Origin of the sequence: Herminiimonas aquatilis (genome assembly GCF_042665175.1) — a bacterium.
Lineage (GTDB): Bacteria > Pseudomonadota > Gammaproteobacteria > Burkholderiales > Burkholderiaceae_D > Oxalicibacterium > Oxalicibacterium aquatilis.
Genome location: NZ_JBHTCC010000001.1, coordinates 987,460 through 1,012,258, shown reverse-complemented (window position 1 = coordinate 1,012,258; position 24,799 = coordinate 987,460). Strand labels below are relative to the sequence as shown.

19 protein-coding genes are annotated in these 24,799 nt (G+C 50.2%); 17 read left to right on the top strand and 2 right to left on the bottom strand.

The features are described from left to right. Positions 1–6 precede the first annotated feature (6 nt). From thiS to ACFQO0_RS04600, 3 genes are all read left to right on the top strand, one after another. Positions 7–213 carry a sulfur carrier protein ThiS gene (gene thiS / locus ACFQO0_RS04610; RefSeq protein ID WP_382232853.1) on the top strand — a complete coding sequence of 69 codons (207 nt, stop codon included), beginning with the start codon at positions 7–9 and terminating at the stop codon, positions 211–213. Between the two features lie 76 nt (positions 214–289). Further along, positions 290–1,090 (top strand): thiazole synthase, encoded by an 801-nt coding sequence (locus tag ACFQO0_RS04605; RefSeq protein WP_382232852.1) that lies wholly within the window; start codon positions 290–292, stop codon positions 1,088–1,090. Positions 1,091–1,262: 172 nt separating this feature from the next. Then, complete coding sequence (locus ACFQO0_RS04600; protein ID WP_382232851.1) at positions 1,263–2,240, top strand: NAD(P)H-quinone oxidoreductase; 978 nt, start codon at positions 1,263–1,265, stop codon at positions 2,238–2,240. A gap of 78 nt (positions 2,241–2,318) precedes the next feature. On the opposite strand, the gene ACFQO0_RS04595 is transcribed toward ACFQO0_RS04600, so the two are convergent. Beyond that, complete coding sequence (locus ACFQO0_RS04595; protein ID WP_382232850.1) at positions 2,319–3,290, bottom strand: LysR family transcriptional regulator; 972 nt, start codon at positions 3,288–3,290, stop codon at positions 2,319–2,321. Positions 3,291–3,437: 147 nt separating this feature from the next. On the opposite strand from ACFQO0_RS04595, the gene ACFQO0_RS04590 reads away from it, so the two are divergent. The 8 genes from ACFQO0_RS04590 to ACFQO0_RS04555 all read left to right on the top strand — a co-directional run bounded on the left by ACFQO0_RS04590 (position 3,438) and on the right by ACFQO0_RS04555 (position 12,115). Beyond that, positions 3,438–3,773 (top strand): HAD family hydrolase, encoded by a 336-nt coding sequence (locus tag ACFQO0_RS04590; protein ID WP_382232849.1) that lies wholly within the window; start codon positions 3,438–3,440, stop codon positions 3,771–3,773. A gap of 432 nt (positions 3,774–4,205) precedes the next feature. Beyond that, the gene (sucC, locus tag ACFQO0_RS04585) at positions 4,206–5,372 is read left to right on the top strand and encodes an ADP-forming succinate--CoA ligase subunit beta (RefSeq protein ID WP_382232848.1); all 1,167 of its coding nucleotides are present in this window, start codon (positions 4,206–4,208) and stop codon (positions 5,370–5,372) included. A gap of 2 nt (positions 5,373–5,374) precedes the next feature. Beyond that, on the top strand, positions 5,375–6,250 hold the full coding sequence (gene sucD, locus ACFQO0_RS04580; protein WP_382232847.1) for a succinate--CoA ligase subunit alpha: 876 nt from the start codon (positions 5,375–5,377) through the stop codon (positions 6,248–6,250). A gap of 195 nt (positions 6,251–6,445) precedes the next feature. Beyond that, entirely contained in the window at positions 6,446–7,213 is a 768-nt protein-coding gene (locus ACFQO0_RS04575) for a fumarylacetoacetate hydrolase family protein (protein WP_382232846.1), read from the top strand. A gap of 18 nt (positions 7,214–7,231) precedes the next feature. Further along, positions 7,232–8,242: a 2-dehydropantoate 2-reductase gene (locus ACFQO0_RS04570; protein WP_382232845.1), complete on the top strand. Its 1,011-nt coding sequence runs from the start codon at positions 7,232–7,234 to the stop codon at positions 8,240–8,242. Between the two features lie 609 nt (positions 8,243–8,851). After that, positions 8,852–9,877 (top strand): Bug family tripartite tricarboxylate transporter substrate binding protein, encoded by a 1,026-nt coding sequence (locus tag ACFQO0_RS04565; RefSeq protein WP_382232844.1) that lies wholly within the window; start codon positions 8,852–8,854, stop codon positions 9,875–9,877. 110 nt (positions 9,878–9,987) lie between these two features. Beyond that, a complete protein-coding gene (locus ACFQO0_RS04560) occupies positions 9,988–10,509 on the top strand; it encodes a tripartite tricarboxylate transporter TctB family protein (RefSeq protein WP_382232843.1) in 522 nt (173 codons plus the stop codon). 76 nt (positions 10,510–10,585) lie between these two features. After that, positions 10,586–12,115, top strand: coding sequence for a tripartite tricarboxylate transporter permease (locus ACFQO0_RS04555; protein ID WP_382232842.1), 1,530 nt, complete (start codon positions 10,586–10,588; stop codon positions 12,113–12,115). Between the two features lie 311 nt (positions 12,116–12,426). Here the strand turns inward: ACFQO0_RS04555 and ACFQO0_RS04550 are convergent, their stop codons facing one another. After that, on the bottom strand, positions 12,427–13,035 hold the full coding sequence (locus tag ACFQO0_RS04550; protein WP_382232841.1) for a Crp/Fnr family transcriptional regulator: 609 nt from the start codon (positions 13,033–13,035) through the stop codon (positions 12,427–12,429). Between the two features lie 270 nt (positions 13,036–13,305). Here ACFQO0_RS04550 and oxc point away from each other — a divergent pair, with 270 nt between their 5' ends. The 6 genes from oxc to fdhF all read left to right on the top strand — a co-directional run bounded on the left by oxc (position 13,306) and on the right by fdhF (position 24,760). Beyond that, positions 13,306–15,021: an oxalyl-CoA decarboxylase gene (gene oxc, locus ACFQO0_RS04545; protein ID WP_382234011.1), complete on the top strand. Its 1,716-nt coding sequence runs from the start codon at positions 13,306–13,308 to the stop codon at positions 15,019–15,021. Between the two features lie 259 nt (positions 15,022–15,280). Further along, positions 15,281–16,540: a formyl-CoA transferase gene (gene frc / locus ACFQO0_RS04540; RefSeq protein ID WP_382232840.1), complete on the top strand. Its 1,260-nt coding sequence runs from the start codon at positions 15,281–15,283 to the stop codon at positions 16,538–16,540. A 616-nt stretch (positions 16,541–17,156) separates the two neighbouring features. After that, the gene (frc, locus tag ACFQO0_RS04535; RefSeq protein ID WP_382232839.1) at positions 17,157–18,407 is read left to right on the top strand and encodes a formyl-CoA transferase; all 1,251 of its coding nucleotides are present in this window, start codon (positions 17,157–17,159) and stop codon (positions 18,405–18,407) included. A 449-nt stretch (positions 18,408–18,856) separates the two neighbouring features. Then, positions 18,857–19,999: an ABC transporter substrate-binding protein gene (locus ACFQO0_RS04530; RefSeq protein WP_382232838.1), complete on the top strand. Its 1,143-nt coding sequence runs from the start codon at positions 18,857–18,859 to the stop codon at positions 19,997–19,999. 182 nt (positions 20,000–20,181) lie between these two features. Beyond that, entirely contained in the window at positions 20,182–21,885 is a 1,704-nt protein-coding gene (locus ACFQO0_RS04525) for an NADH-ubiquinone oxidoreductase-F iron-sulfur binding region domain-containing protein (RefSeq protein WP_382232837.1), read from the top strand. A gap of 31 nt (positions 21,886–21,916) precedes the next feature. Next, the gene (fdhF, locus tag ACFQO0_RS04520; RefSeq protein ID WP_382232836.1) at positions 21,917–24,760 is read left to right on the top strand and encodes a formate dehydrogenase subunit alpha; all 2,844 of its coding nucleotides are present in this window, start codon (positions 21,917–21,919) and stop codon (positions 24,758–24,760) included. The last annotated feature ends 39 nt before the right edge of the window (positions 24,761–24,799 follow it).

Here is a 24,799-nt window from a genome sequence, read left to right as displayed (position 1 = left end):
AGCTATATGGAAATAACGATAGAACTCAATGGCGCTAGCCATCGACTCACCGCACATCAAAACGTGGAAGAGTTGATTGCCGACTTGTCGCTATCCGGCAAGGCAGTCGCGGTTGCAATCAATCGCCAAATCGTACCGCGCAGCCAGTGGTCGCAACGACAATTGCAGTCATCCGACCACGTTGATGTGGTGCGCGCAATTGGTGGCGGTTAACCATTGAAGTACCCACAAGGCAGCCACAAGCTGCCTTGTGAGTGTTAACTTTTCACCTCACAGAAACAGGACCACTATGAGCACAGCAACATTTACAGACGAACCCTTCGTCATCGCCGGCACCACTTACCGTTCACGTCTGCTGGTCGGCAGCGGCAAATACAAGGATTTGACGGAAACACGCGAAGCCAGTCTGGCCAGCGGCGCACAAATCGTGACCGTCGCGATTCGCCGTGTGAACATTGGCCAAGATCCGAATGCACCGAGCCTGCTTGATGTGTTGCCGCCATCTGAATTCACTTTGTTGCCAAACTCGGCAGGCTGCTACAACGCCGCCGATGCGGTTTATACGCTGCAACTTGGTCGTGAAATTCTCGGTGGTCACAAACTCTGCAAGCTCGAAGTTCTCGGCGATGAAAAGACTTTATTCCCCAACATGCCGCAAACCCTGAAAGCGGCGGAAACGCTGGTCAAGGATGGTTTCGACGTGATGGTCTATTGCAGCGATGATCCGATTCAAGCGCGCATGCTGGAAGACATTGGCTGCGCCGCCATCATGCCGCTGGCCTCCCTGATCGGCTCCGGCATGGGCATTTTGAATCCATGGAATCTGTCGCTGATCATTGAACAATCCAAGGTCCCGGTCATCGTCGATGCAGGTGTAGGAACCGCATCGGACGCAGCCATTGCGATGGAACTGGGTTGCGATGGCGTCTTGATGAATACCGCGATAGCCGGAGCGCAAGATCCTGTGCGTATGGCGCATGCGATGAAGCTTGGTATCGATGCCGGTCGCAATGCTTATCTGGCTGGCCGTATTGCCAAACGGTTCTCTGCATCGCCGTCGTCGCCTATGGCCGGGCGTGTGGTGAAGTAAAACAAGAAGAAGATGAGCTAAAGATAAGCCAGCGCTTGATTGAGTGAAAATGCAGTCAAAATCGTAGATGAATGTCACGTTGCTTAAACTCTATCGCATCTCGATCTCTGGCAGAGGACGTGATTATCGAATATCCTTGCTGCCTTCAATATCTTCACAATAAAGGATACCCATGCGCGCGATCGAGATTACCCAGCCCGGCCCTCCAGATGTACTGCAACTCTGCGAGCGCCCTATGCCTGAGCCTAAAGCCGGCGAATTGCTGATCAAGGTGCATGCCGCAGGTATCAATCGCCCTGACGTATGGCAGCGGCTCGGTAGTTATGCAGTGCCAAAAGGCGCGTCTGATATTCCGGGCCTGGAAATCGCCGGCGAAGTGGTCGGCGGCGATCTTGCCGACAGTGGCTTCAAATTAGGCGACATGGTGTGCGCGCTGGCGCAAGGTGGTGGTTACGCAGAATATTGCACGGCACCTATCGAACAATGTTTGCCAATTCCAAAAGGTTTGGACGTGGTGGAAGCCGCCTCCTTGCCGGAAACATTCTTCACCGTCTGGAGCAATGTCTTTGACCGCGTTGGTTTGACCGGCAATGAAACCTTGCTGGTGCAGGGTGGCACATCGGGTATCGGCGTTACAGCGATTCAGATCGCGACCGCACTCGGTCATCGCGTGTTTGCGACCGCCGGCAGCGACGAAAAATGCCGTGCCTGCGAAGTGCTAGGCGCGGAGCGCGGCATCAATTACAAGAGAGAAGATTTTGTCGAAGTCGTCAAGGCAGCCACCAACGGCAAGGGTGTCGACGTCATTCTCGACATCATCGGTGGCGATTATGTGGCGCGTGAAATCAATTGCCTGGCTGACGATGGTCGCCTGGTATTCATCGCGCTGGCTGGCGGCAACAAAGCGACACTCAGTCTGGGCCAGGTCATGTTGCGTCGTTTGACGATCACAGGTTCGACCCTGCGCGCGCGTCCGGTTGCGTTCAAGGCAGCGATTGCTGATCAATTGCGCACCAAGGTGTGGCCGCTGATCGAATCCGGCAAGATCAAACCTGTCGTGTATCAAACCTTTGCACTGGAAGATGCGGCGCAAGCGCATACCTTGATGGAAAGCAGCACGCATATCGGCAAGATTGTGTTGAAGGTATAAGCGAAGCAAATTTGCTCAATAAAAAAGCCCGATTGTCATTGACGACAATCGGGCTTTTTTCATGCACGCTTGTTGCACTTACTTCCGCTTGGGCTTGACGGGTAGATTGCTTAACTGGCGCCCGGGTTTGGGGTTGTAGCGAATGATGCGTTCTATCAGTGCCGGTCCTTCATTGAGCAAGAAGTTTCTGAACGCCTGTGCGACGGGCGGCAGACGTTTGTTTTTCCTGTGGATGACATACCAGTTCAACATGACAGGGAAGCCTTCGACGTCGAGTACGGCGAGGCTGCCGGCTTGCAGTTCCAGGCTGATGGTGTGCGCCGACAGGAAGCTGATGCCCATACCGGCGATGACGGCCTGCTTGATGGTTTCGGTACTCTTGATTTCCATCGCGATGTTGATGTCGTCGACGCGACCACCGAAGCCGTCTTCCATCGAATTCCATGTATCCGACCCTTTTTCTCTCACGACGAAAGGTTCTTGCATCAAGGTGCTCATCGGGATATTTTTTTGCGACACCAGATGATGATCGGGAGCGGCCACAATCACGTAAGGATGCGGTGCAAACGGCTCGTTGATCGTATCCATGTCGGTAGGCGGCCGCACCATAATCGCCAAGTCGGTCAGATTGTTAGCGAGCTGATTCAACAAACCTTCGCGATTGTGCACAGACAGATTCAGCGTCACACCTTGATGGCTGCGTGCAAATTCCACCAGCAAACGCGGGAAAAAGTAATCGCCCGCGCTGATCACCGCCACATTCAATTTGCCGCCCGTGATGCCCTTGAACTGGGTCATGGCATCTTCAGCCTCCTGGAACTGCTGAATGATGGCGCGGCTGTAGTGCAGCAATTCGGTGCCACCCGGGGTCAGGAAGATTTTCTTCCCTAATTGCTCGAACAGTGCGAGGCCGGCGTGCTCTTCCAGTTTCTTGACCTGCGTAGAGACGGCGGGCTGGGTCAGATGCAGTTCTTCCGCTGCGCGCGAAAAACTCAAATGACGGGCGACCGTCTCAAAAACCTTCAATTGCCTGAGTGTTGCGTTTTTCATGGGGGTGAATGCTTCAATGTATAAGTCAGAAGGAATCATTATGATTAAATACTTTAACTATGCCTAATCATTTTTAAGCCCTAAGATGCAATACAAGTTTGGAAAAACACACTAAACGAGTATGAAAATACAGACAGGAGACTTACCATGTTCACTACCGGGTTGAATCAATATTCTGCAGATGACGCAGCTGATCTGCACCGTAATGCCTATAACGCGGCGTTTTATGAACTTGGTTTGAGCTGGTACTGGGATGCGAACACAGGCGACGATCTCGCTGGCATCGCAGGCGGACGCAAGCGTCTTCAACATTATTTGGAGACCTGCCAGGCGCATCTGCTGAAAGTGTATGAAGCTGATTTCCTGATAGAAGCAATACAAGCTGCCAAAGCGCGCTGCTATGAAACCATGACAGCGAGTGGCACCCGTGCGACACGTCCGGTAAATTGGGCGGAGATCCAGCGGGGCGAAGTCGGCGTTTGAGCACATGCATCTGCGCAATTCATCATGACCTGATGCAATTGTTCTCTGATGCAAGTCAACTGTACTGTGTACATCAACCGATCGGTTCGATGTTGCGCCGCGTACAGTAGGAGCTCACTCAAATTTTGTTGTATTCAAAGGCGATTCTTGAATCGCTGCCCCGGTGTTGTTTACACTGGTGTCGCCCCTTAAGTCAATTACTGAACAAGTAAGTTGATTTATATGTCGGCAAGTATCGAATCTTAACCTTGGTCAAGGAGTTCGGGAGTCGCTTCTCGCACAATCCCGGTCACCGTTTCTATTCGATTTGGCAACTGTTAAAATAGCAGTCTTTTTGCTGGAAACACCTGTGGTTTTTGCGTGGATTTAATGCAAAAAATAATTTTATCGTAGCGAATTGCTGCAAAAAATTGGTTATCAACAAGGACGATCATGAATATCCACGAGTATCAAGGAAAAGAAATACTGCGTAAGTACGGTGTTACGACACCAAAAGGCGTTCCATGTTTTTCCGTAGACGAGGCAGTCAAGGCGGCTGAAACTCTGGGCGGCAAAGTCTGGGTAGTAAAAGCACAGATTCACGCTGGTGGTCGCGGTAAAGGCGGCGGCGTTAAAGTTGCGAAATCTCTCGATGAAGTACGCAAATACGCGGACGACATCCTCGGCATGACGCTGGTGACGCATCAAACCGGCCCAGAAGGTCGTTTGGTCAAGCGCTTGCTGATCGAGGAAGGCGCCGACATCAAGAAAGAACTGTACGTCGGTATGGTCGTTGATCGTGGTAGCCAACGCGTTGCCTTGATGGCATCCAGCGAAGGCGGCATGGACATCGAACACGTCGCTGAACACACTCCTGAAAAAATCCACAAGGTATTCATCGATCCAGTCAAAGGTTTGCTCGATAGCGAGGCTGATGATATCGCCCGCAAAATCGGCGTACCTGAAGGTTCGATTGGCCAGGCTCGTGCATTCATGCAAGGCCTGTACAAAGCATTCGACGAAACTGATGCATCGCTGGCTGAGATCAATCCATTGATCGTTACTGGCGACGACCGTATCGTTGCACTCGACGCGAAATTCAATTTCGATTCGAATGCAATGTACCGTCATCCAGAAATCGTAGAAATGCGCGATCTGGACGAAGAAGATCCAGCTGAAATCGAAGCATCGAAATTCGACCTGACCTACATCTCGCTTGACGGCAATATCGGCTGCCTGGTGAACGGCGCTGGTTTGGCAATGGCTACTATGGACGTCATCAAGTTGTACGGCGGTTCGCCAGCCAACTTCCTCGACGTCGGCGGTGGTGCGACAACTGAGAAAGTCACCGAAGCATTCAAGATCATGTTGAAAAACCCGGACATCAAAGCGATTCTGGTCAACATCTTCGGCGGCATCATGAAGTGCGACGTGATCGCACAAGGCGTGATCGCAGCAGCGAAACAGGTTGATCTGACAGTTCCACTGGTGGTTCGCATGGCGGGCACCAACGAAGAACTGGGCAAGAAGATTCTGGCTGAGTCCGGTCTTCCTATCATCACGGCAAACAACATGGCTGAAGCGGCTGAAAAAGTCGTCAACGCGGCACAGGGGAAATAAGCATGTCAATCCTGATCAATAAAGATACCAAAGTCATCACCCAAGGCATCACCGGCAAGACCGGTCAGTTTCACACCAAAATGTGTATCGAATACGCAAATGGTAAGAACTGTTTCGTTGCTGGCGTGAATCCAAAAAAACCTGGCGAATCGTTTGAAGGCGTACCTATTTACGCATCCGTCAAGGAAGCCGCAGCTGAAACAGGCGCAACCGTTTCGGTTATCTATGTTCCGCCTCCATTCGCTGCTGCCGCAATCGACGAAGCAGTTGATGCCGGCATGGATCTGGTGATCTGCATCACCGAAGGCATTCCAGTGCGCGACATGATTCGCACCAAAGCACGCATGGAAGGCAAAAAAACCTTGCTGCTTGGACCAAACTGCCCAGGCTTGATTACGCCAGACGAAATCAAGATCGGCATTATGCCAGGGCACATCCACAAGAAAGGTCGCATCGGCGTCGTTTCGCGTTCGGGTACCTTGACCTATGAAGCAGCTGGTCAATTGGCTGAATTTGGTCTCGGTCAGTCGACCGTGGTCGGCATCGGCGGCGACCCAGTTTCTGGCTTGAAGCACATCGACATCCTGCGCATGTTCAATGACGATCCTGATACCGATGCAGTCATCATGGTTGGTGAAATTGGCGGCGATGCAGAAGAGATGTGCGCGCGCTGGGTCAAAGACAACATGAAGAAGCCAGTGATCGGTTTCATCGCGGGCGTCACCGCACCAGAAGGCAAACGCATGGGTCATGCCGGTGCGATTATTTCCGGTGGTAAAGGTACTGCGCAAGAGAAGCTGGCTGTGATGGAAGCGTGCGGCATCAAAGTCACACGCAATCCAGCTGAAATGGGCCGTTTGCTGAAATCGGTTCTGTAATAAATAGTTGGTTTAACATTCCTCTTGCATGGGGAGTGTTATCCCTACAGGAAATACAAGGTGTTTTCTGTAGAGATAGTTACACATGCTAGTGCGCCAACTGCGCACGCCGGAGTGATTGCGATCAAGCGCAGCGTCTTGCATTAGCCATTGAGTAGCGATACAAGTTTCGAAATTTTAAGAAAAGAGTGAAAAATGTCACAGCACTGGATTCGTTTTAGTCACGCAGGTAATACACAATTCGGTACGCTCGAAGGCGAAAGCATTCAAGTCTACACAGGCGATATGTATGCCAACCCTGTCAAAACCGACACCGTCTTGAAACTTAATGACGTCAAAGTGTTGATGCCTACACAGCCAACCAAGATCATCGCGATGTGGAACAACTTCCACGCGCTGGCAAAAAAATTGAATCTGGCAGATCCTGCGGAACCTTTGTACCTGATCAAATCGCCAAACTCGTATTTGAATCCAGGTGAAACAATCGAGAAGCCGCCTACAGACGAAAAAATCGTCTTCGAAGGCGAACTCGGTATCGTGATCGGAAAAACTGCCAAGCGCGTTTCGGAAGCCGATGCTTTGGATTACGTATTCGGTTACACCGTCGCCAACGACGTCACCGTTGCCGACATCCTGAACCGCGATGCATCGTTCGCACAATGGGTCCGTGCAAAAGGTCTGGACACCTTCTGCCCATTCGGCCCTGTAGTTGCAACTGGCATCGACCCGACTACATTGGTTGTCAAAACAATTCTGAATGGCGATATCCGTCAAGACTATCCGATCAGCGACATGCGCTTTTCGGTCCAGCAATTGGTGAGTCTGATTTCCGCCGACATGACGCTGAATCCTGGCGACATCATCCTGTGCGGCACCTCTGTTGGTGTCGGCTCGATGAAGCCGAACAGCGTCATCGAGATCGAGATTGCCGGCATCGGCAAGCTCACAAACGATTTTAAATAATAGTCGCGAGGTTAGAGTATGAAAATTGCAGTTATCGGAGCAGGCGCGATCGGTGGTTACGTTGGCGTAAAACTGGCTTTGGCTGGTGAAGACGTTACGTTCATCGTGCGCGGTGCAAACCTGGAAGCCATCAGCAAAAACGGCGCCAAGTTGATCATGCATGACGGTTCGGAGCACGTCGCGAAGAACGTCAAGGCAACCAACAATTACGACGAAGCTGGTCATCAAGACATCATCGTCTTGGCAATGAAGGCGCATCAACTCGAAGCGATCGCCAACGATTTGCCAAAATTGATCGGACCGGAAACCGTCATCGTCACGATGCAAAACGGGATTCCTTTCTGGTACTTCCACAAGCACGGTGGCAAGTTGGCTGGTAGCCGCGTACACAGCGTTGATCCAACCGGTGTTATCACCGACAAGATCCCTGCTGATCGCGTATTGGGTTGCGTAGTTTATCCGGCATCCGAATTGATCGCACCAGGCGTCATCAAGCACATCGAAGGCGATCGTTTCCCTATCGGTGAACTCGATGGTTCGATCAGCGAACGCGCAACTCGCGTTTCGGAATGCTTCACAAACGCCGGCTTCAAAGCCCCGGTTCTGGAAAATATCCGTTCGGAAATGTGGTTGAAATTGTGGGGCAACCTGACTTTCAATCCAATCAGCGCCTTGTCGCATTCGACATTGCAAGACATCTGCCAATTCCCGCTGTCGCGTGAGCTGGCAGCAGCAATGATGACTGAAGCGCAAACTGTTGCAAACAAACTCGGTATCGAATTCCGCGTCACGCTGGATAAGCGTATCGCCGGTGCGGAAAAAGTCGGTAAGCACAAGACGTCGATGCTGCAAGACGTCGAAGCGGGTCGCGATCCAGAGATCGATGCGTTGGTAGGTTCGGTGGTTGAGCTTGGTCGTTTGACCGAAACGCCAACACCGCATATCGATACGGTTTATGCATTAGTCAAGTTGCTGGCAAAAACCATGGATGAGGAATCCGGTCAGGTCAAGCTGCAAAAGGTCGCTTAATCACGCAAAAATGAAAGCCCATGAAAATTATTTTCATGGGCTTTTTTTCGAAATGTTTTTGGATTAAATGAGTGGTGATCATGATCACCAATAAAATTGTTCCAAAATATTTCATTTTTAGAATTGTCGACTACGTATAAATACGTATGCCAATTTAGATGAATTTTTTCCCAATTTGCCTCGTAAGGATGGCACACTCACGAAAAGCGCAAGAAGTACGCGATAGAAATACTGAATACGTAGGTGATGTTCAAGTTTGAGAAGATAAGTTGTTCGATGATAGCCGCATACAAAAATTGGCACGTCGCAGCAATTTGATCGTTGGGTTTGCAACTGCGGGAAATGGAGACCGCAAATGCAGCGCAATAACTTACACAAAGTTACTCGAACGAAACATCAAGTAGTGCGATCAAACAATGGCCGGAGTCCCGTAAACTTGACGCCGGTCAAGAGAATTTTCAAGGAAAAGCCACACTATCTTTGAAAATTAAAAGTAACGATAAGTTATGTTTGAAGGCATCGTAGTCGCACGATGCTAGTGCTCACAAGGCACCTCGACGCGGCAAGCAGTAAAAAAGTAGTCAAAATTAATATCAATAGGAGACAGCAATGATCAAGGAATTCTTTTCGCACTCAAGCGGTATCGCAAAGGCAACCGCCGGCGCATTTGCAGCAGTCGCCTTGACTGCAACCCCAGCCTTTGCAGCATGGGAACCAACCAAACCAGTTGAATTCGTCGTACCAGCAGGCACCGGCGGTGGTGCTGATCAAATGGCACGTCTGATCCAAGGCGTCATCATCAAAAACAAATTGATGAAAGAGCCACTGATCGTCGTTAACCGTTCCGGTGGCGCAGGTGCTGAAGGCTTCCTGGACGTTAAAGGTTCCAAAGGCGATCCACACAAAATCATCATCACCTTGTCGAACTTGTTCACCACGCCTATGGCAACTGGTGTTCCATTCAACTGGAAGGAAATGACGCCAGTTGCAATGTTGGCGCTGGATCAATTCGTTCTGTGGACGAATGCTGAAAAGCCATACAAGTCGGCTAAAGAATATATCGACGCTGTCAAGGCTGCAGGCCCAGGAAAAATGAAAATGGGCGGTACAGGTTCCAAGCAAGAAGATCAGATCATTACTGCTGGTCTGGAAAAAGCTACTGGCACCAAGTTCATCTACATTCCATACAAAGGCGGCGGTGAAGTTGCTGTTCAATTGGTTGGTAATCACATCGATTCGACAGTGAACAATCCGATTGAAGCGGTTTCGCAATGGCGTGCTGGTAAATTGAAGGCGCAATGCGTGTTCGATTCGGAACGTATGCCTTACAAAGCGAAAATTACCGAAACCCAATCCTGGAATGACATCCCAACATGTAAAGAAGCCGGTATCCCTACCGACTACACCATGTTGCGCGGTATCTTTATGCCTGCAGGTGTAACGCCTGACCAATTGGCTTACTACGTAGATCTGTTCACAAAGGTTCGTGCAACAGCTGAGTGGAAAGACTACATGGAAAAAGGCGCCTTCAATACCAGCTTCAAAACTGGTAACGACTTCAAAACATGGCTGGAAAGCGCAGAGAAAGCACATGCTACTTTGATGCAAGAAGCCGGCTTCATGGCAAAGAAGTAATAGACTAATCCGGGGTAAATAAGAAGAGAGGCTGCGCTACCGACTCGTTCGGTAGCGCCAGTGATCTCGCGCACCCCAATTCATTACAAAAAATTTCAGGAGCATTCCTCATGGATCAGAATTCGGAATCCGGCGATGGCGTTCGCACTGGCCCCGCCACCAATATTGTAGATGCGGTAGTTGCAGCTATCTTGTTGGCGCTGGGTCTTACGGTGGTAGTGGCAAGCTGGAAGTTGGGCGCAACATGGACTAGTGATGGCCCAGGTTCAGGCTACTTCCCGTTTGGTATTGGTTTGATGATTTGTCTTTCAGGCGCCGTAACAATGTTTCAATCATTGTTCGGTAAAAACAAAAACACGGAAGTCTTTGTTGATCGCGAACAAATTACACGTGTTATGCAGGTATTTATTCCGGCATTGATATACGTTGGTGCGATTGAGCTATTTGGCATTTACGTCTCGTCGGCCGTCTACATCGCATTGTTCATGATCTTCTTGGGTAAGTTTTCGCCAGTTAAGTCGGTTCTTATCGGCCTTGGTGTAAACACCTTGTTTTTCTTGATGTTTGAGGTGTGGTTCAAAGTTCCCCTGTTTAAAGGGCATTTCGATCTTTTGAGCTTCCTCGGTTATTAAAACTGTATAGCGGGCCGCAAGGTCTTGCATGCTGGTTTTTATCGAGTCAGATTAGTATTCAAGGAGTTTTAGTAAAATGGACGAAATTAATTCATTATTTCACGGGTTCGCGGTCATTTTGACCCCAATGAACCTGTTGTTAATGGTCATCGGTATCACCCTGGGTGTGCTGATTGGTGTGTTGCCTGGTTTGGGTGGTGCAAACGGCGTGGCAATTCTGTTGCCGCTGACTTTCACAATGTCGCCGACTTCAGCGATCATCATGTTGTCATGCCTCTACTGGGGTGCATTGTTCGGCGGGGCGATTACTTCCATCCTGTTCAATATTCCAGGTGAGCCGTGGTCAGTTGCGACTACATTTGACGGCTATCCAATGGCGCAAAAAGGTGAGGCTGGTGCAGCGTTGACCGGTGCTTTCACCTCGTCGTTTATTGGTGCGTTTATTGCCGTCATCATGATCACCTTCATGGCACCGCTGGTAGCTAAATTCGCGTTGCGTTTCGGCGCTCCAGAATTCTTCTCGGTTTATCTGCTCACCTTCTGTAGCTTCGTTGGTATGGGTAAAGGATCGCCGATGAAAATTCTCGCATCGATGATGTTGGGTTTTGCTTTGGCGTCAGTCGGTATGGATACGGTTACTGGTCAATTGCGTATGACCTTCGGTTTCGAAGAATTGATGCGTGGTTTCGACTTCCTGATCGCAGTTATCGGCTTGTTCGGTATTGGTGAAATTTTGTTGTCGATGGAAGAGGGCCTCGCTTTCTCCGGTAAATCGGCAAAAATAGATCCGAAAGTTGTGTTTGCAACTTGGAAAAAATTGCCGCAATACTGGGCGACTTCGTTGCGTAGTGCATTGGTTGGTATCTGGATGGGTGTTACACCAGGCGGCGCCACACCAGCGTCGTTCATGTCCTACGGTATTGCCAAGAAAATGTCGAAGAACGGTTCTAAGTTCGGTACTGGTGAACTTGAAGGCGTGGTTGCTCCAGAAACTGCAGCGCATGCTGCTGGTACTGCAGCGCTGTTGCCTATGCTCGCTCTCGGTATCCCAGGTTCGCCAACAGCGGCTGTTCTGCTCGGCGGTCTGTTGATCTGGGGTCTGCAACCTGGTCCATTGCTGTTCACTGAACAACATGACTTCGTTTGGGGCCTGATCGCCAGTATGTATTTGGGTAACTTGGTTGGTCTGGCAGTTGTTCTGACTACCGTTCCACTGTTTGCTTCGATTCTGCGTATTCCGTTCTCTATCATTGCACCAGTCATCGTTGTGATTTGCGCTATCGGTGCTTACACCGTCGGCAATGCAATGTTCGATATCTGGTTGATGCTGGTATTCGGCGCAGTTGGCTACCTGTTCAAGAAACTGGACTATCCACTGGCTCCGCTGGTTCTGGCTCTGGTTCTTGGTCGTAACGCAGAAGATTCGTTCCGCCAAGCGATGTTGTCGTCGCAAGGTGACGTGTCGGTGATGTTCTCCAACGGTTTGGTTGGTTCGATCACCACTCTGGCGTTGCTCATGTTGTTCTGGCCTCTGATCTCTAAAGCGATCGCACTGGTACGTCCTCCTAAGAAGGATGAATTCGCTGAACATCGCGAAGCAGAATAATTGATGTAACCTGGTCGTGGCGCTCTTAAGCGGAGCGCCCGAATCTGATGCCCTGCAAGGTTTGCGCCTTGTGGGGCATTTTCATTTTTTGCGACTGACAAGACATGCCGCGACCAATTGATATTGCAGGTGAATCTAAATGAGGTGGCGTGGAGGGGGGGGCTAAAATTGAATCAGCTTGCACTAGCGGGATTTGTAGCAGCCCATGCACGGTTCGGCACAGACGCCTGACTTGAGTGACTTGCTAATTGTTATTATTGGTATTGCAAGTGGAAGTGCAGCGAAGACAATGCTGACCTGACAGGGGCAGATCAGATTTTTCCTTGATGTTTCAAGCGGCTCAATGTTTCTGGCGATAAATTGAGGTAGGAGGCGAGCTCCTTTTTAGGAATGCGGTCGAACAGCTCAGGATGTTTGCGCACAAAACGTTGAACACGACCCGGCGCATCAAGCAAATGCAGGGTGATCGTATGAGCCATGATTTCACTCATCAAATGCATAACATCATATTCAAATGCCTGTTTGACATGTTCATGCTTTTCCATAAATGCGATCCATTGCATCAAGGGCAGCTTCACTACGCGCGCTTTGGTTACGCATATAATGCTGTAAGGCGTCGGTGTTTTGAGGCGCCAGGCGGCATAGCTTGTTTCCATGCTGCGCTCGTCAGCAAAGCGTAGAATCATTTCCTTGGCTTGCTGGTTGGTAACCACTCGCTTCAGGATGCCATCAAGGATGAAATATTGCTCCATTTCATGTACGCCTTGGTGCAGCAGGAAGTCGCCCTTAGGGCAATCCACGACAACCAGAAGTGGTTCCAGTTCGGCCCATTCACTGTCCGTCATTTCTTTTAAGACAACGTTTTGCCTGAGCTGAACACGAATTACATTTCGTTCTGGATGGTTATCGACAGTCGGCATTTACAGGAGTAAAAATATAAAAGATAGAAGGGTGAATAGGGTCGATATCATGCGATGAAAATTGACCGGGGTCAATGATAGAAGCGCTTACAGATCGATATGATACGCCCACTTGAATAGGTATGCGCAAAAGCGTATGACTAAGGGTATCTCTAAAAATCAATCGATCTGATTTTTAGAGGTGCCTTGCAAGTAATAATGGCCGTCAAAAGTGCGGCATTGAATGGCACTGAGCAACGTTGCTCGACCTTAATCGAAAGAGAATTCATCATGAGTAATGCGACAGCAGCAGTAATACCAGAAGGCGTAGAGCTGACCGACGGCTTCCATCTTTTAATGGAATCGTTGGAAATGAACGGCATCACCAACATCTACGGTTTGCTTGGTATTCCAGTTACGGAAATCGGCCGTATGTGGCAAGCACGTGGTAACAAGTTCTTCAGCTTCCGCAACGAACAAAATGCAGGTTATGCAGCATCGGTTGCTGGTTACTTGACCAAAAAACCTGGCGTTTGCGTGACCGTTTCCGCACCAGGCTTCTTGAATGGCTTGACCGCACTGGCTAACGCCACTACAAACTGCTTCCCAATGATCTTGATCTCGGGTTCGTCCGAGCGTGAAATCGTCGATCTGCAACAAGGCGATTACGAAGAGATGGATCAGTTGAACATCGCTCGTCCACATTGCAAAGCTTCTTTCCGTATCAACCGTACTGAAGATATCGGCGTTGCAGTTGTTCGCGCTATCCGTACCGCATTGTCGGGTCGCCCAGGCGGCGTGTATCTGGACATCCCAGCACGTTTGTTCAGCACAGTAATGAGCGCAGAAGAAGGCGCGAAAACTTTGTTCGTCCCAGTTGACCCAGCTCCAGAACAAATCCCAGGCCCATCGGCCGTTGCTCGCGCTGTTGACCTGATCAAAAACGCTAAAAAGCCACTGATCTTGTTGGGCAAAGGCGCAGCATACGCTCAATGCGACGCAGACATCAAAGCGCTGGTTGAAGAAACAGGTATCCCTTTCACGCCTATGTCGATGGCAAAAGGTCTGATCTCCGATACACACGCACAATGCGCAGCTGCTGCTCGTTCGATGGTATTGCAAGAGTCCGACGTTGTTATCCTGATCGGTGCACGTTTGAACTGGTTGCTGGCACACGGCAAAGGTAAAACTTGGGGCGTCGCGAAGAAATTCGTACAAATCGACATCCAAGCTAACGAAATGGACAGCAACGTACCTATCGCTGCGCCATTGGTTGGTGACGTCGCTTCGTGTGTCAACGCATTGCGCGCTGGCCTGAAAGGCATGACCAAGCCAACAGAATGGATGGGCGCTATCGCTGAACGCGTTACGACCACCAAAGGCAAACTGTCGAGCAAATTGTCGACAGCAACACCAGTCATGAACTACTTCAACTCGCTGGGCGCAATCCGTGACGTGTTGAAAAACTACCCAGACATCACTCTGGTTAACGAAGGTGCAAACACCCTCGACAACGCACGTATGGTCATCGACCAATACTTGCCACGTAAACGTGTAGATACAGGTACATGGGGCGTGATGGGTATCGGTATGGGTTCGGCTGTTGCTGCAGCTGTTGAAACAGGCAAGCCAGTCGTTGCAATTTGCGGCGATAGCGCATTCGGTTTCAGCGCAATGGAATACGAAACAATCACCCGTTACAACCTGCCAGTCGTTGTCATCATCATGAACAACGGTGGTATCTACCGTGGTGACGAAGCTAACCCAGATCATCAATTCTCATGCATGTTGTTCAACCCGAACACCAAGTACGACCAATTCAGTATTGCTCTGGGTGGCGAAGGCGTTCGCGCTGAGACTCCAGAACAACTGGCTAAAGCGTTGGAAGCTGGCCTGAAATCAGGCAAGCCAACCATCATCGATGCAATCATCGATCCAGCAGCTGGTGTTGAATCGGGTCGTATCGGTAACCTGAACATCGTCTCAACGATCGGCAAGAAGAAGTAATACTAAGTGAGATCATGACGTGAGTCATGGTCAAACTTGGTGGCACGATCGAGGCGTTTTCGATCGTGCCACGCACTTGACCTGCTCAAGTTGCGGCACTAGACTAGTGTGTTCAGAACTCCAAGTTGTATTGGAATATAGCCATGTAGAAATGGCGCAATTCCACCAAGATTCGTCTGGGTGGTTTTTTACTTCCTGAGGCCCAAGTATGTTGGTTTCAGGAATCAAGTTAAACGATTGATAAGGAAATCTACCGATCATGAGTCAAAATTTACCATTAGCAGGTATTAAGATTATCGATTTCACACACGTACAAGCTGGTCCAGCATGTACACAGTTGCTGGCATGGTTCGGCGCTGACGTGATCAAAGTTGAACGTCCAGGTTCAGGCGACGTAACACGTAGCCAATTGCGCGACATCCCTGATGCTGATGCTCTGTATTTCACAATGCTGAACAGCAACAAACGTTCGTTGACACTTGATACCAAAACTCCACAAGGTAAAGAAGTTTTGGAAAAAATGATCAAAGAATCCGACGTTATGGTTGAGAACTTTGGTCCTGGCGCTTTGGATCGTATGGGCTTTTCTTGGGCGCGTATCCAAGAACTGAACCCAGGCATGATCTTGGCATCGGTTAAAGGCTTCTCCGATGGTCACCATTACGAAGACTTGAAAGTCTACGAAAACGTCGCCCAATGCGCCGGTGGTGCTGCTTCGACAACGGGTTTCTGGGACGGCCCACCAACTGTTTCTGCAGCTGCTTTGGGTGATTCCAACACAGGTATGCATTTGGCAATCGGTATCTTGACAGCCATCATGGGTCGTCAAAAAACTGGCAAAGGCCAAAAAGTTGCTGTGTCGATGCAAGATGCTGTTTTGAATCTGTGCCGCGTCAAACTGCGCGATCAACAACGTTTGGACAAACTGGGCTTCTTGAAAGAGTACCCACAATATCCACACGGCACATTCACCGACGTAGTACCACGTGGTGGTAACGCAGGTGGTGGCGGTCAACCAGGTTGGGTTCTGAAATGTAAAGGTTGGGAAACCGACCCTAACGCGTACATCTACTTCACCGTGCAAGATCACGCATGGCCGCCAATCTGTAAAGCATTGGGTCGTGAAGAGTGGATCGATGATCCAGCGTACAACACACCTGACGCACGCCAAGACAAGATTTTCGATATTTTCGCGACTATCGAAGAATGGCTCAAAGACAAAACCAAATTCGAAGCAGTTGATTACCTGCGTAAATTCGACATCCCATGCGCACCAGTGCTGTCGATGAAAGAATTGGCAAATGATGAGTCACTGCGTAAGAGCGGTTCTATCGTTGAAGTTGAGCACAAAGGCCGTGGTGACAAATACCTGACCGTTGGTAGCCCAATCAAATTCTCCGACATGACACCAAACATCGTTGCTTCCCCATTGTTGGGTGAGCATACAGATGAAGTGTTGGCTGGTTTGGGTTATTCCAAAGAGCAAATCGCTGCATTGCACACTGCTAAAGCAGTGTAATCAAACAGCGAGCTGTTTCAGCTTTGTAAAAACGGCGCCTTAGGGCGCCGTTTTTTTATGCTTCTTCCATTTTGCAGTGTTAGGTAGTGCCGTTTGCGATTACTGTTTTTATGGGTAATCTAGTTTGGCCATAAGACGAATATAGTTTGCGTAGAAGCAGGCTTTCACCGTTGCGCGAGTAGGCATTATCTGGATATTGCCTTTATAATTCACAGGCTATTAGGCACGTCTATGAATGCTGCCATGCAGCACGAAATTGCAGGCCGCGCCCTTGTATCTGCGCCGTGTCATGCGATGAAAATTGACCGGGGTCAATGATAGAAGCACAAGCTGATCGATATGATACGGCCACTTGAATCAGCATGCGCAAAAGCGCATATTTCGGGGATTCTTTCTATATCCTGAACCTGATTTTCTCGATGCCTTGCGAGTGCAAGGAAGTAAAGAATAAAGTAGCAATTCGGTACTGGTCAAATGAGTAAATGCATAGCGTCCTTGGTGAAGCGCCGGACGCAAATGCGCCAGATACCACGGCTCAAACCATGCATAATTATTGAACATGGCGCGAGCGGGCATGTGTCCGCTCGCGCTTTTTTTGTACAGATAGGAGTAGTTGATGAGTAAGGCATTAAGCGGCTATCGCATTCTTGATTTCACACACGTGCAATCAGGCCCGACATGTACCCAACTGCTGGCTTGGTTCGGTGCGGATGTGATCAAAGTTGAACGGGCTGGCGAAGGTGATGCCACACGTGGTCAATTGCGTGACATTCCTGAAGCAGACAGTCTCTACTTCACGATGCTCAATCACAACAAGCGTTCGATCACGCTGGATACAAAAAACCCTAAAGGGAAAGCCGTACTCGAAACATTGATCAAAGAGTGCGACGTACTGGTAGAGAACTTCGCGCCGGGCGCGCTCGACCGCATGGGCTTCACTTGGGAACGTATTAACGAACTCAATCCAAAAATGATCGTTGCATCGGTCAAAGGCTTTGGCCCTGGTCCGTACGAACATTGCAAAGTATATGAAAACGTCGCGCAATGTGCAGGCGGTTCCGCATCAACAACCGGTTTCGATGACGGCCCACCAATGGTTACCGGCGCGCAAATCGGTGACAGCGGTACCGGCCTCCACTTGGCGCTTGGCATTCTCGCTGCATTGCTGCAGCGTCACTCAAGCGGCCGTGGCCAAAAAGTTCTGGCGCCTATGCAAGATGCCGTGTTGAATCTGTGCCGAGTCAAGCTGCGCGATCAGCAACGTCTGGAACGTACGGGCGTAATGAAGGAATATCCACAATATCCGGATACTCCATTTGGTGACTCCGTGCCGCGCGCCGGCAATGCATCAGGTGGCGGTCAGCCTGGTTCTATCCTGAAATGCAAGGGCTGGGAAACCGATCCTAATGCATACATTTACTTCATCACCCAAGGTGCAGTGTGGGCACCAATCTGCAAAGTGATTGGTAAAGAAGAGTGGCTGACAGATCCAGAGTACGCAACACCAGCGTCGCGTCTGCCGCACTTGAAACACATCTTTGCAACAGTAGAAGAGTGGACCAAGACCAAGACCAAGTTCGAAGCCATGGACATTCTCAACAAGTTCGACATCCCTTGTGGCCCGATCTTGTCCATGAAAGAAATCGCTGAAGAACCATCGCTGCGTGAAACCGGCACGATCGTTGAAGTTGATCACCCAGTACGTGGCAAATACCTGACAGTCGGTAACCCGATCAAATTGTCCGACAGCCCGACAGATGTGACGCGTTCGCCTCTGCTTGGCGAGCACACAGAAGAAGTGCTGGGCCAACTAGGTTATAGCGCGGAACAAATCGCTGACTTGCGTAAAGACGGCGTTATTTCGTAAAGAAATACTCTCTGTAACTCGCGGTTCAAGAGCCCCTGCCTGAAAAGGTAGGGGCTTTTTATTTGGGGCAGAATTTTATGTGGCTACAGGTTGGACTATAGCTATTGAACTGACCTGACGAACTGGCCTGAGACTGTTGTATATGCTTAATTCAACCAGATTGAAGCACGATTGCTAAAATTGGTGTTCTGAGCGATTTAAGATAGGATTGCGAACGGGCTTTTATGTCGCCCTCAAATGAGAATGATTCTTTTTTGATTGAAAATACGGGTAGAAGACGGATTTTGTAATTGTTTTTGACGGTTCAATACGCATATGTACTAAAGATCATGTGAAAAATTGATCTCGGTCAATGCTGAAGGGGGTGACGCGTCGATAAGATACGCGCACCGAAGAAGTCTAAGTTGTGCTTTAAAAAGCATATATATGGTTTTCTGAGGAGAAGATTGATGGTTAAGGGATGGAGAAAGATACTGCCTGCCGTGTTGTTGGTGGCGGGTGTATTTCAAGCAGTTCATGCTGAGGATGGTGTTACAGAGAACACGATCCTGATTGGCCAAACCATCGGTCTCACTGGCACGGTTGCCGGGACGGTAAAAGAAATGAATGAAGGCGCGCAGGCGTATATCGCGGCGGTCAACAAGCAGGGCGGCGTCAATGGCCGCAAGATAGAAATACGTACGCTGGATGATCAGTATCTGCCGGAAAAGGCTTTAGTCAATGCCAAGGCGCTGATCGAAAAGGATAAAGTTTTCGCATTGTTTCAGAGTCGCGGTACGCCGCACACCATTGCGATATTGCCTGAGCTTGCTGCCGCTAAAGTACCTTTGATAGCGCCCAGTACAGGAGCAGAAAGCCTGCACACGCCAGTCAATCGCTGGGTATTCAATGTGCGGGCCAAGTATCAGGATGAAGTAGTAAAAGCGATTGAGCATTTCAATACGCTGGGATTTAAAAACATTGGGTTACTGACGTACGAGAAAGACGATGCGCTAGGACTCGATGGGCTCAACGGATTTAACAGGGGCATGGCTGAGTTCAAGTTGAAGCCGGCCTTTGTTGAGATTTTTCCGCGTATCAAACCGAATGTGAATGAGGTCGCGCTCAAGCTGATAAGCGGAAAACCGGATGCACTGATTATTGTGAGTTCTGGTTCGAATACGGTAGATGTGATCAAGGCGATTCGTGCGCAGGGCGGGCATATGCAGATCATGACGCTGTCGAATAATTCGTCGCAGGATTTCATCAAGGATTTGGGACGGGATGCTGCAGGCGTGATTTTGTCGCAAGTGACGCCGCCACCGAATTTGTCGTCGAGCGGTTTGGGCAAGGAGTTTCAGGCGGCAGCCAAGGCAAGCGGTGCAACTGTTTCTTATGCCGGGCTGGAAGGGTATCTATCAGCGAAAGTCATGGTTGAAGGTTTGCGCCGTGCAGGACGTAATTTGACGCGCGACAGTTTTGTGCGCGGATTGGAAACGATGCAGCGGGTAGATATGGGCGGCGTTTCGCTCAGCTACAGCGAAAAGGATCACACAGGCAGCAATTTTGTCGAGCTGACCCTGATAAATAAAGACGGGCGATACGTACGTTGAAATCGTTCGCTAGTAGTAGATATTGGTAACAAGTATTCGCAGTAGATATAGATGCAGGCAGCACAGATGTTGGTAGCGAAACGATCGCAGAGAATTAATTTTCTGCGATCTCTAATGCATAAAGCGCACGTTGATAAAACCCGGATAACGGTCCGGTGTTTGTAAGTTGATTAGGAACTATCATGAACCACAAAGTCATCCCAATTGCAGTGCAGGAAGTTGTAAATACGAAAGAGCGTAAGCGTCAGGCGCCGAAAGGTCGTCGCGTTGATCCAGTTGCGCTGGAAGAAGTGCGTGCATTATTGGGTGACGAGTCGCGTCAACCTGATTTGCTGATTGAACATCTGCACAAAATCCAGGATAAATTCGGTCATTTGGCTTCCACTCATCTGGCAGCGCTGGCGCAAGAAATGCGTTTGGCACAAACCGAAGTTTATGAAGTCGCAAGCTTCTATCACCACTTCGATATCGTTAAAGAAGGCGAAGATGCGCCACAGGCATTGACCGTTCGCGTCTGCGACGGCTTGTCGTGTGAAATGGCGGGCGCCCGTGACTTGCTGGCTAAACTGCCAAAACTTCTGGGCAAAGAAGTGCGCGTTATCGCTGCACCTTGCGTTGGCCGTTGCGAGCAGGCTCCAGTCGCTGTCGTCGGTCAGAATCCAGTTATTCACGCAACCTGCGAAGCAGTGCAGGCGACGGTTGAAAGCAAACAAATTACGCAAGCAGCTGGCGACATCGTCAACCTTGCCGGCTACCAAAGTGCTGGTGGCTACGATCTGTTGAAGAAATGTGTTTCCGGTGAGCGTGATGTTGAATCTGTCATCAAGACGATGGAAGATTCCGGCTTGCGCGGTCTGGGTGGTGCGGGTTTCCCATCCGGTCGCAAATGGCGCATCGTACGCGGCGAAAAAGGCCCGCGTCTGATGGCTGTTAATATCGATGAAGGCGAGCCAGGTACGTTCAAGGATCGCGTCTATCTCGAGAAAGATCCGCATCGTTTCCTCGAAGGCATGCTGATCGCCGCATGGGCGGTGGACATCCAGACTATTTACATTTATCTGCGTGACGAATACCACGGTTGCCGCACCATGCTGGAAGCGGAACTGGCTAAACTGAAAGCCAATCCACCTATCGCCAATATGCCGGAAATTTTCCTGCGTCGTGGCGCCGGAGCATACATCTGCGGTGAAGAATCCGCGATGATCGAATCGATCGAAGGCAAACGCGGCATGCCACGTTTGCGTCCACCTTACGTGGCGCAAGTTGGTTTGTTCGGCCGTCCTACGCTGGAACACAACTTTGAAACGCTGTACTGGGTACGCGACATTCTGGAAAAAGGCGGCGAATGGTTTACTTCGCACGGTCGTCACGGTCGCAAAGGCTTGCGTTCGTATTCGGTTTCCGGTCGCGTCAAAAATCCTGGCGTCAAACTGGCGCCAGCGGGTATCACGATCCAAGAATTGATCGATGAACATTGCGGCGGCATGCTGGAAGGTCAAACCTTCTACGGCTATCTGCCAGGTGGCGCATCGGGCGGTATTTTGCCAGCATCGATGAACGACATTCCGCTCGATTTCGATACCTTGCAACCATACGGCTGCTTCATCGGTTCCGCAGCTGTGATCGTGATGTCGGATAAAGACACCGCAGTTCAAGCAGCACGCAACATGATGGACTTCTTCAAACACGAATCGTGTGGTCAATGCACACCGTGCCGTGTCGGTACCGCGAAAGCAGCAGAATTGATCAAGAAACCGAAATGGGATGTTGGTTTGCTGGAAGATCTCTCGTTGGTCATGCGCGATTCGTCGATTTGTGGTTTGGGTCAGGCTGCACCTAACCCTATCGACTGTGTCGTCAAGTACTTCCCGCATGAGTTGGCTTAAGTACGTAGCCCCGGATTAAGGTGAAAAGATAATGAACGCAATTACCAGAAGCGAAATGGCACAACTCGAAGTGCCGACAGTAACGTTTGAATTGAACGGTCGTGAAGTAACCGGCCGCGCAACTGATACGCTGTTGACCATCGCCAAGCGCGAAGGCATCGAGATCCCGCATCTTTGCTACAAAGAAGGCATGGACACTGCAGGTAACTGCCGTGCATGCGTCGTCGAAATCAATGGCGAACGCGTCCTGGCTCCTTCATGCTGCCGCAATCCAACTAACGGTATGAAAGTAAATACCGAAAGCGAACGCGCAGTAAAATCGCAAAAGCTGGTGTTGGAACTGTTGCAGTCTGACATGCCGGAAACCGATTACACACGCCACAATGAAGTGGACGAGTGGGCTGCGAAAATGGAAGTGGGCAAACCACGTTTCGAAGCGCGCGCACGCGTCGCCCCTGATTTTTCGCATCCAGCTATGACAGTCAATCTGGACGCATGTATTCAATGTACGCGTTGCGTACGTGCTTGCCGCGACGAACAGGAAAACGACGTTATCGGTTTGGCCTTCCGTGGCGACCATGCGCAAATCGTGTTCGACATGGATGACCCGATGGGTGCATCGACCTGCGTTGCTTGCGGCGAATGCGTGCAGGCTTGCCCAACGGGCGCCCTGATGCCAGCCCGTGATGTTGCGATGAGCGTGCCGGATAAGAAGGTTGAATCCGTTTGCCCATATTGCGGCGTTGGTTGCCAACTGACTTACAACATCAAAGACAACAAGATTCTTTATGTTGAAGGTCGCGATGGTCCTGCCAACCGCGAACGTCTGTGCGTCAAGGGTCGTTACGGTTTCGATTATGCAAACCATCCGCACCGTTTGACCAAGCCTTTGATTCGCCGTGCTGATGCACCTAAACGTGGTGATGCCATCATGGATCCGGATCGCGTGATGGAAGTATTCCGCGAAGCGACATGGGAAGAAGCGCTGGAAGTTGCCGGTGGTACTTTCGCCAAGATTCGCGATACGCACGGCAAACGCTCGCTGGCCGGTTTCGGTTCAGCCAAAGGCAGTAACGAAGAAGCGTACCTGTTCCAGAAATTGGTGCGTACCGGTTTCGGTAGCAACAACGTCGATCACTGCACACGTTTGTGCCATGCATCGTCAGTTGTGGCGTTGCTCGAAGGTATCGGTTCAGGCGCGGTATCGAATCCGGTGATGGACGTGACCAAGGCAGAAGTCGTCATCATCATTGGTGCCAACCCGACCGTGAACCATCCGGTTGCTGCAACCTGGATCAAGAATGCAGTCAGCAACGGCACCAAATTGATCGTCTGTGATCCACGCCGTACAGATATGTCGCGTATTGCGCATCGCTTTATGCAATTCAAGGCGGATACCGACGTCGCGATGTTGAATGCGATGATGAACGTGATCGTTACTGAAGGCTTGGTTGATAAAGAGTTTATCGAAAGCCGTACCATCGGTTACGAAGAACTGCGCAAAAACGTCGAAGGCTACACACCTGAATTGATGGCGCCAATTTGCGGCATCGATGCAGAGACCTTGCGTTACGTTGCACGTCTGTATGCGACATCCAAAGCATCGATGATCTTGTGGGGCATGGGCGTATCGCAGCATATCCACGGTACCGACAATGCGCGTTGCTTGATTGCGCTGTCGCTGATGACGGGTCAGATTGGCCGTCCAGGTACTGGCTTGCACCCATTGCGTGGTCAAAACAATGTGCAAGGTGCATCGGATGCTGGTTTGATTCCTATGGTGTATCCGGATTATCAAAGCGTTACCGATCCTAAGATTCGTGCCAATTTTGCAAAAGCATGGAATATGTCGGTCGATTTGCTCGATCCTGAACCAGGCCTGACCGTGGTTGAGATCATGCATGCGATTACCGATGGCAAGATTCGTGGCTTGTATGTCCAAGGTGAAAATCCTGCGATGTCGGATCCGGATGCGAACCATGCACGTGAAGCACTGGCAGCTTTGGACCATCTGGTCGTGCAGGATATTTTCCTGACCGAAACCGCTTATCTGGCTGACGTGATCTTGCCGGCGAGTGCCTTCCCGGAAAAAAATGGCACGTTCACGAATACTGATCGTACCGTTCAGATGGGGCGCCAAGCGATCAATCCACCTGGTGAAGCCAAGCAAGATTTGTGGATTATCCAGCAAATGGCGAATCGCCTCGGTTGCGACTGGAACTACAAACACGTGTCGGAAGTGTTTGACGAAATGCGTCACACCATGCCTAGCATTGCCGGAATTACCTGGGAACGTTTGGAGCGCGAAGATGCGGTTACCTATCCTTGCCTGAAAGAAGGTGATCCAGGTGATCCAGTCGTGTTTGTGGACGAATTCCCGCGTGAAAGTGGTCGTGCACGATTCGTCCCTGCTGACATCATTCCTGCGGATGAACGTCCGGATACTGAGTACCCAATGGTCTTGATCACTGGTCGTCAACTGGAGCACTGGCACACAGGTAGTATGACGCGCCGTGCAACCGTACTCGATTCGATCGAACCAGATCCAATCGCGTTGATTCATCCGCTGGATCTGCTTGCAATGGGCGGCAAGCCTGGCGATTTGATCACGCTGGAATCGCGTCGCGGTAACGTCACCTTGTATGCGCGTGCTGATGATAGTTCGCCACGTGGCGCGGTGTTCGTACCGTTCTGCTACTACGAAGCGGCAATTAACCGTTTGACGAACTCTGCTCTTGATCCGTTCGGCAAGATCCCAGAGTTTAAATACTGCGCAATCCGTATCACGATGGGCGGTACGGCACCAGTACAAACAAGTTACGGTGGCGGTCAGGCTTTGGTCAACTTGACGAATAGTATGGCAACAGCTAACTAAGACGACTCAGTCTGTAGTTGTTCGTAATTAAACCGGCAC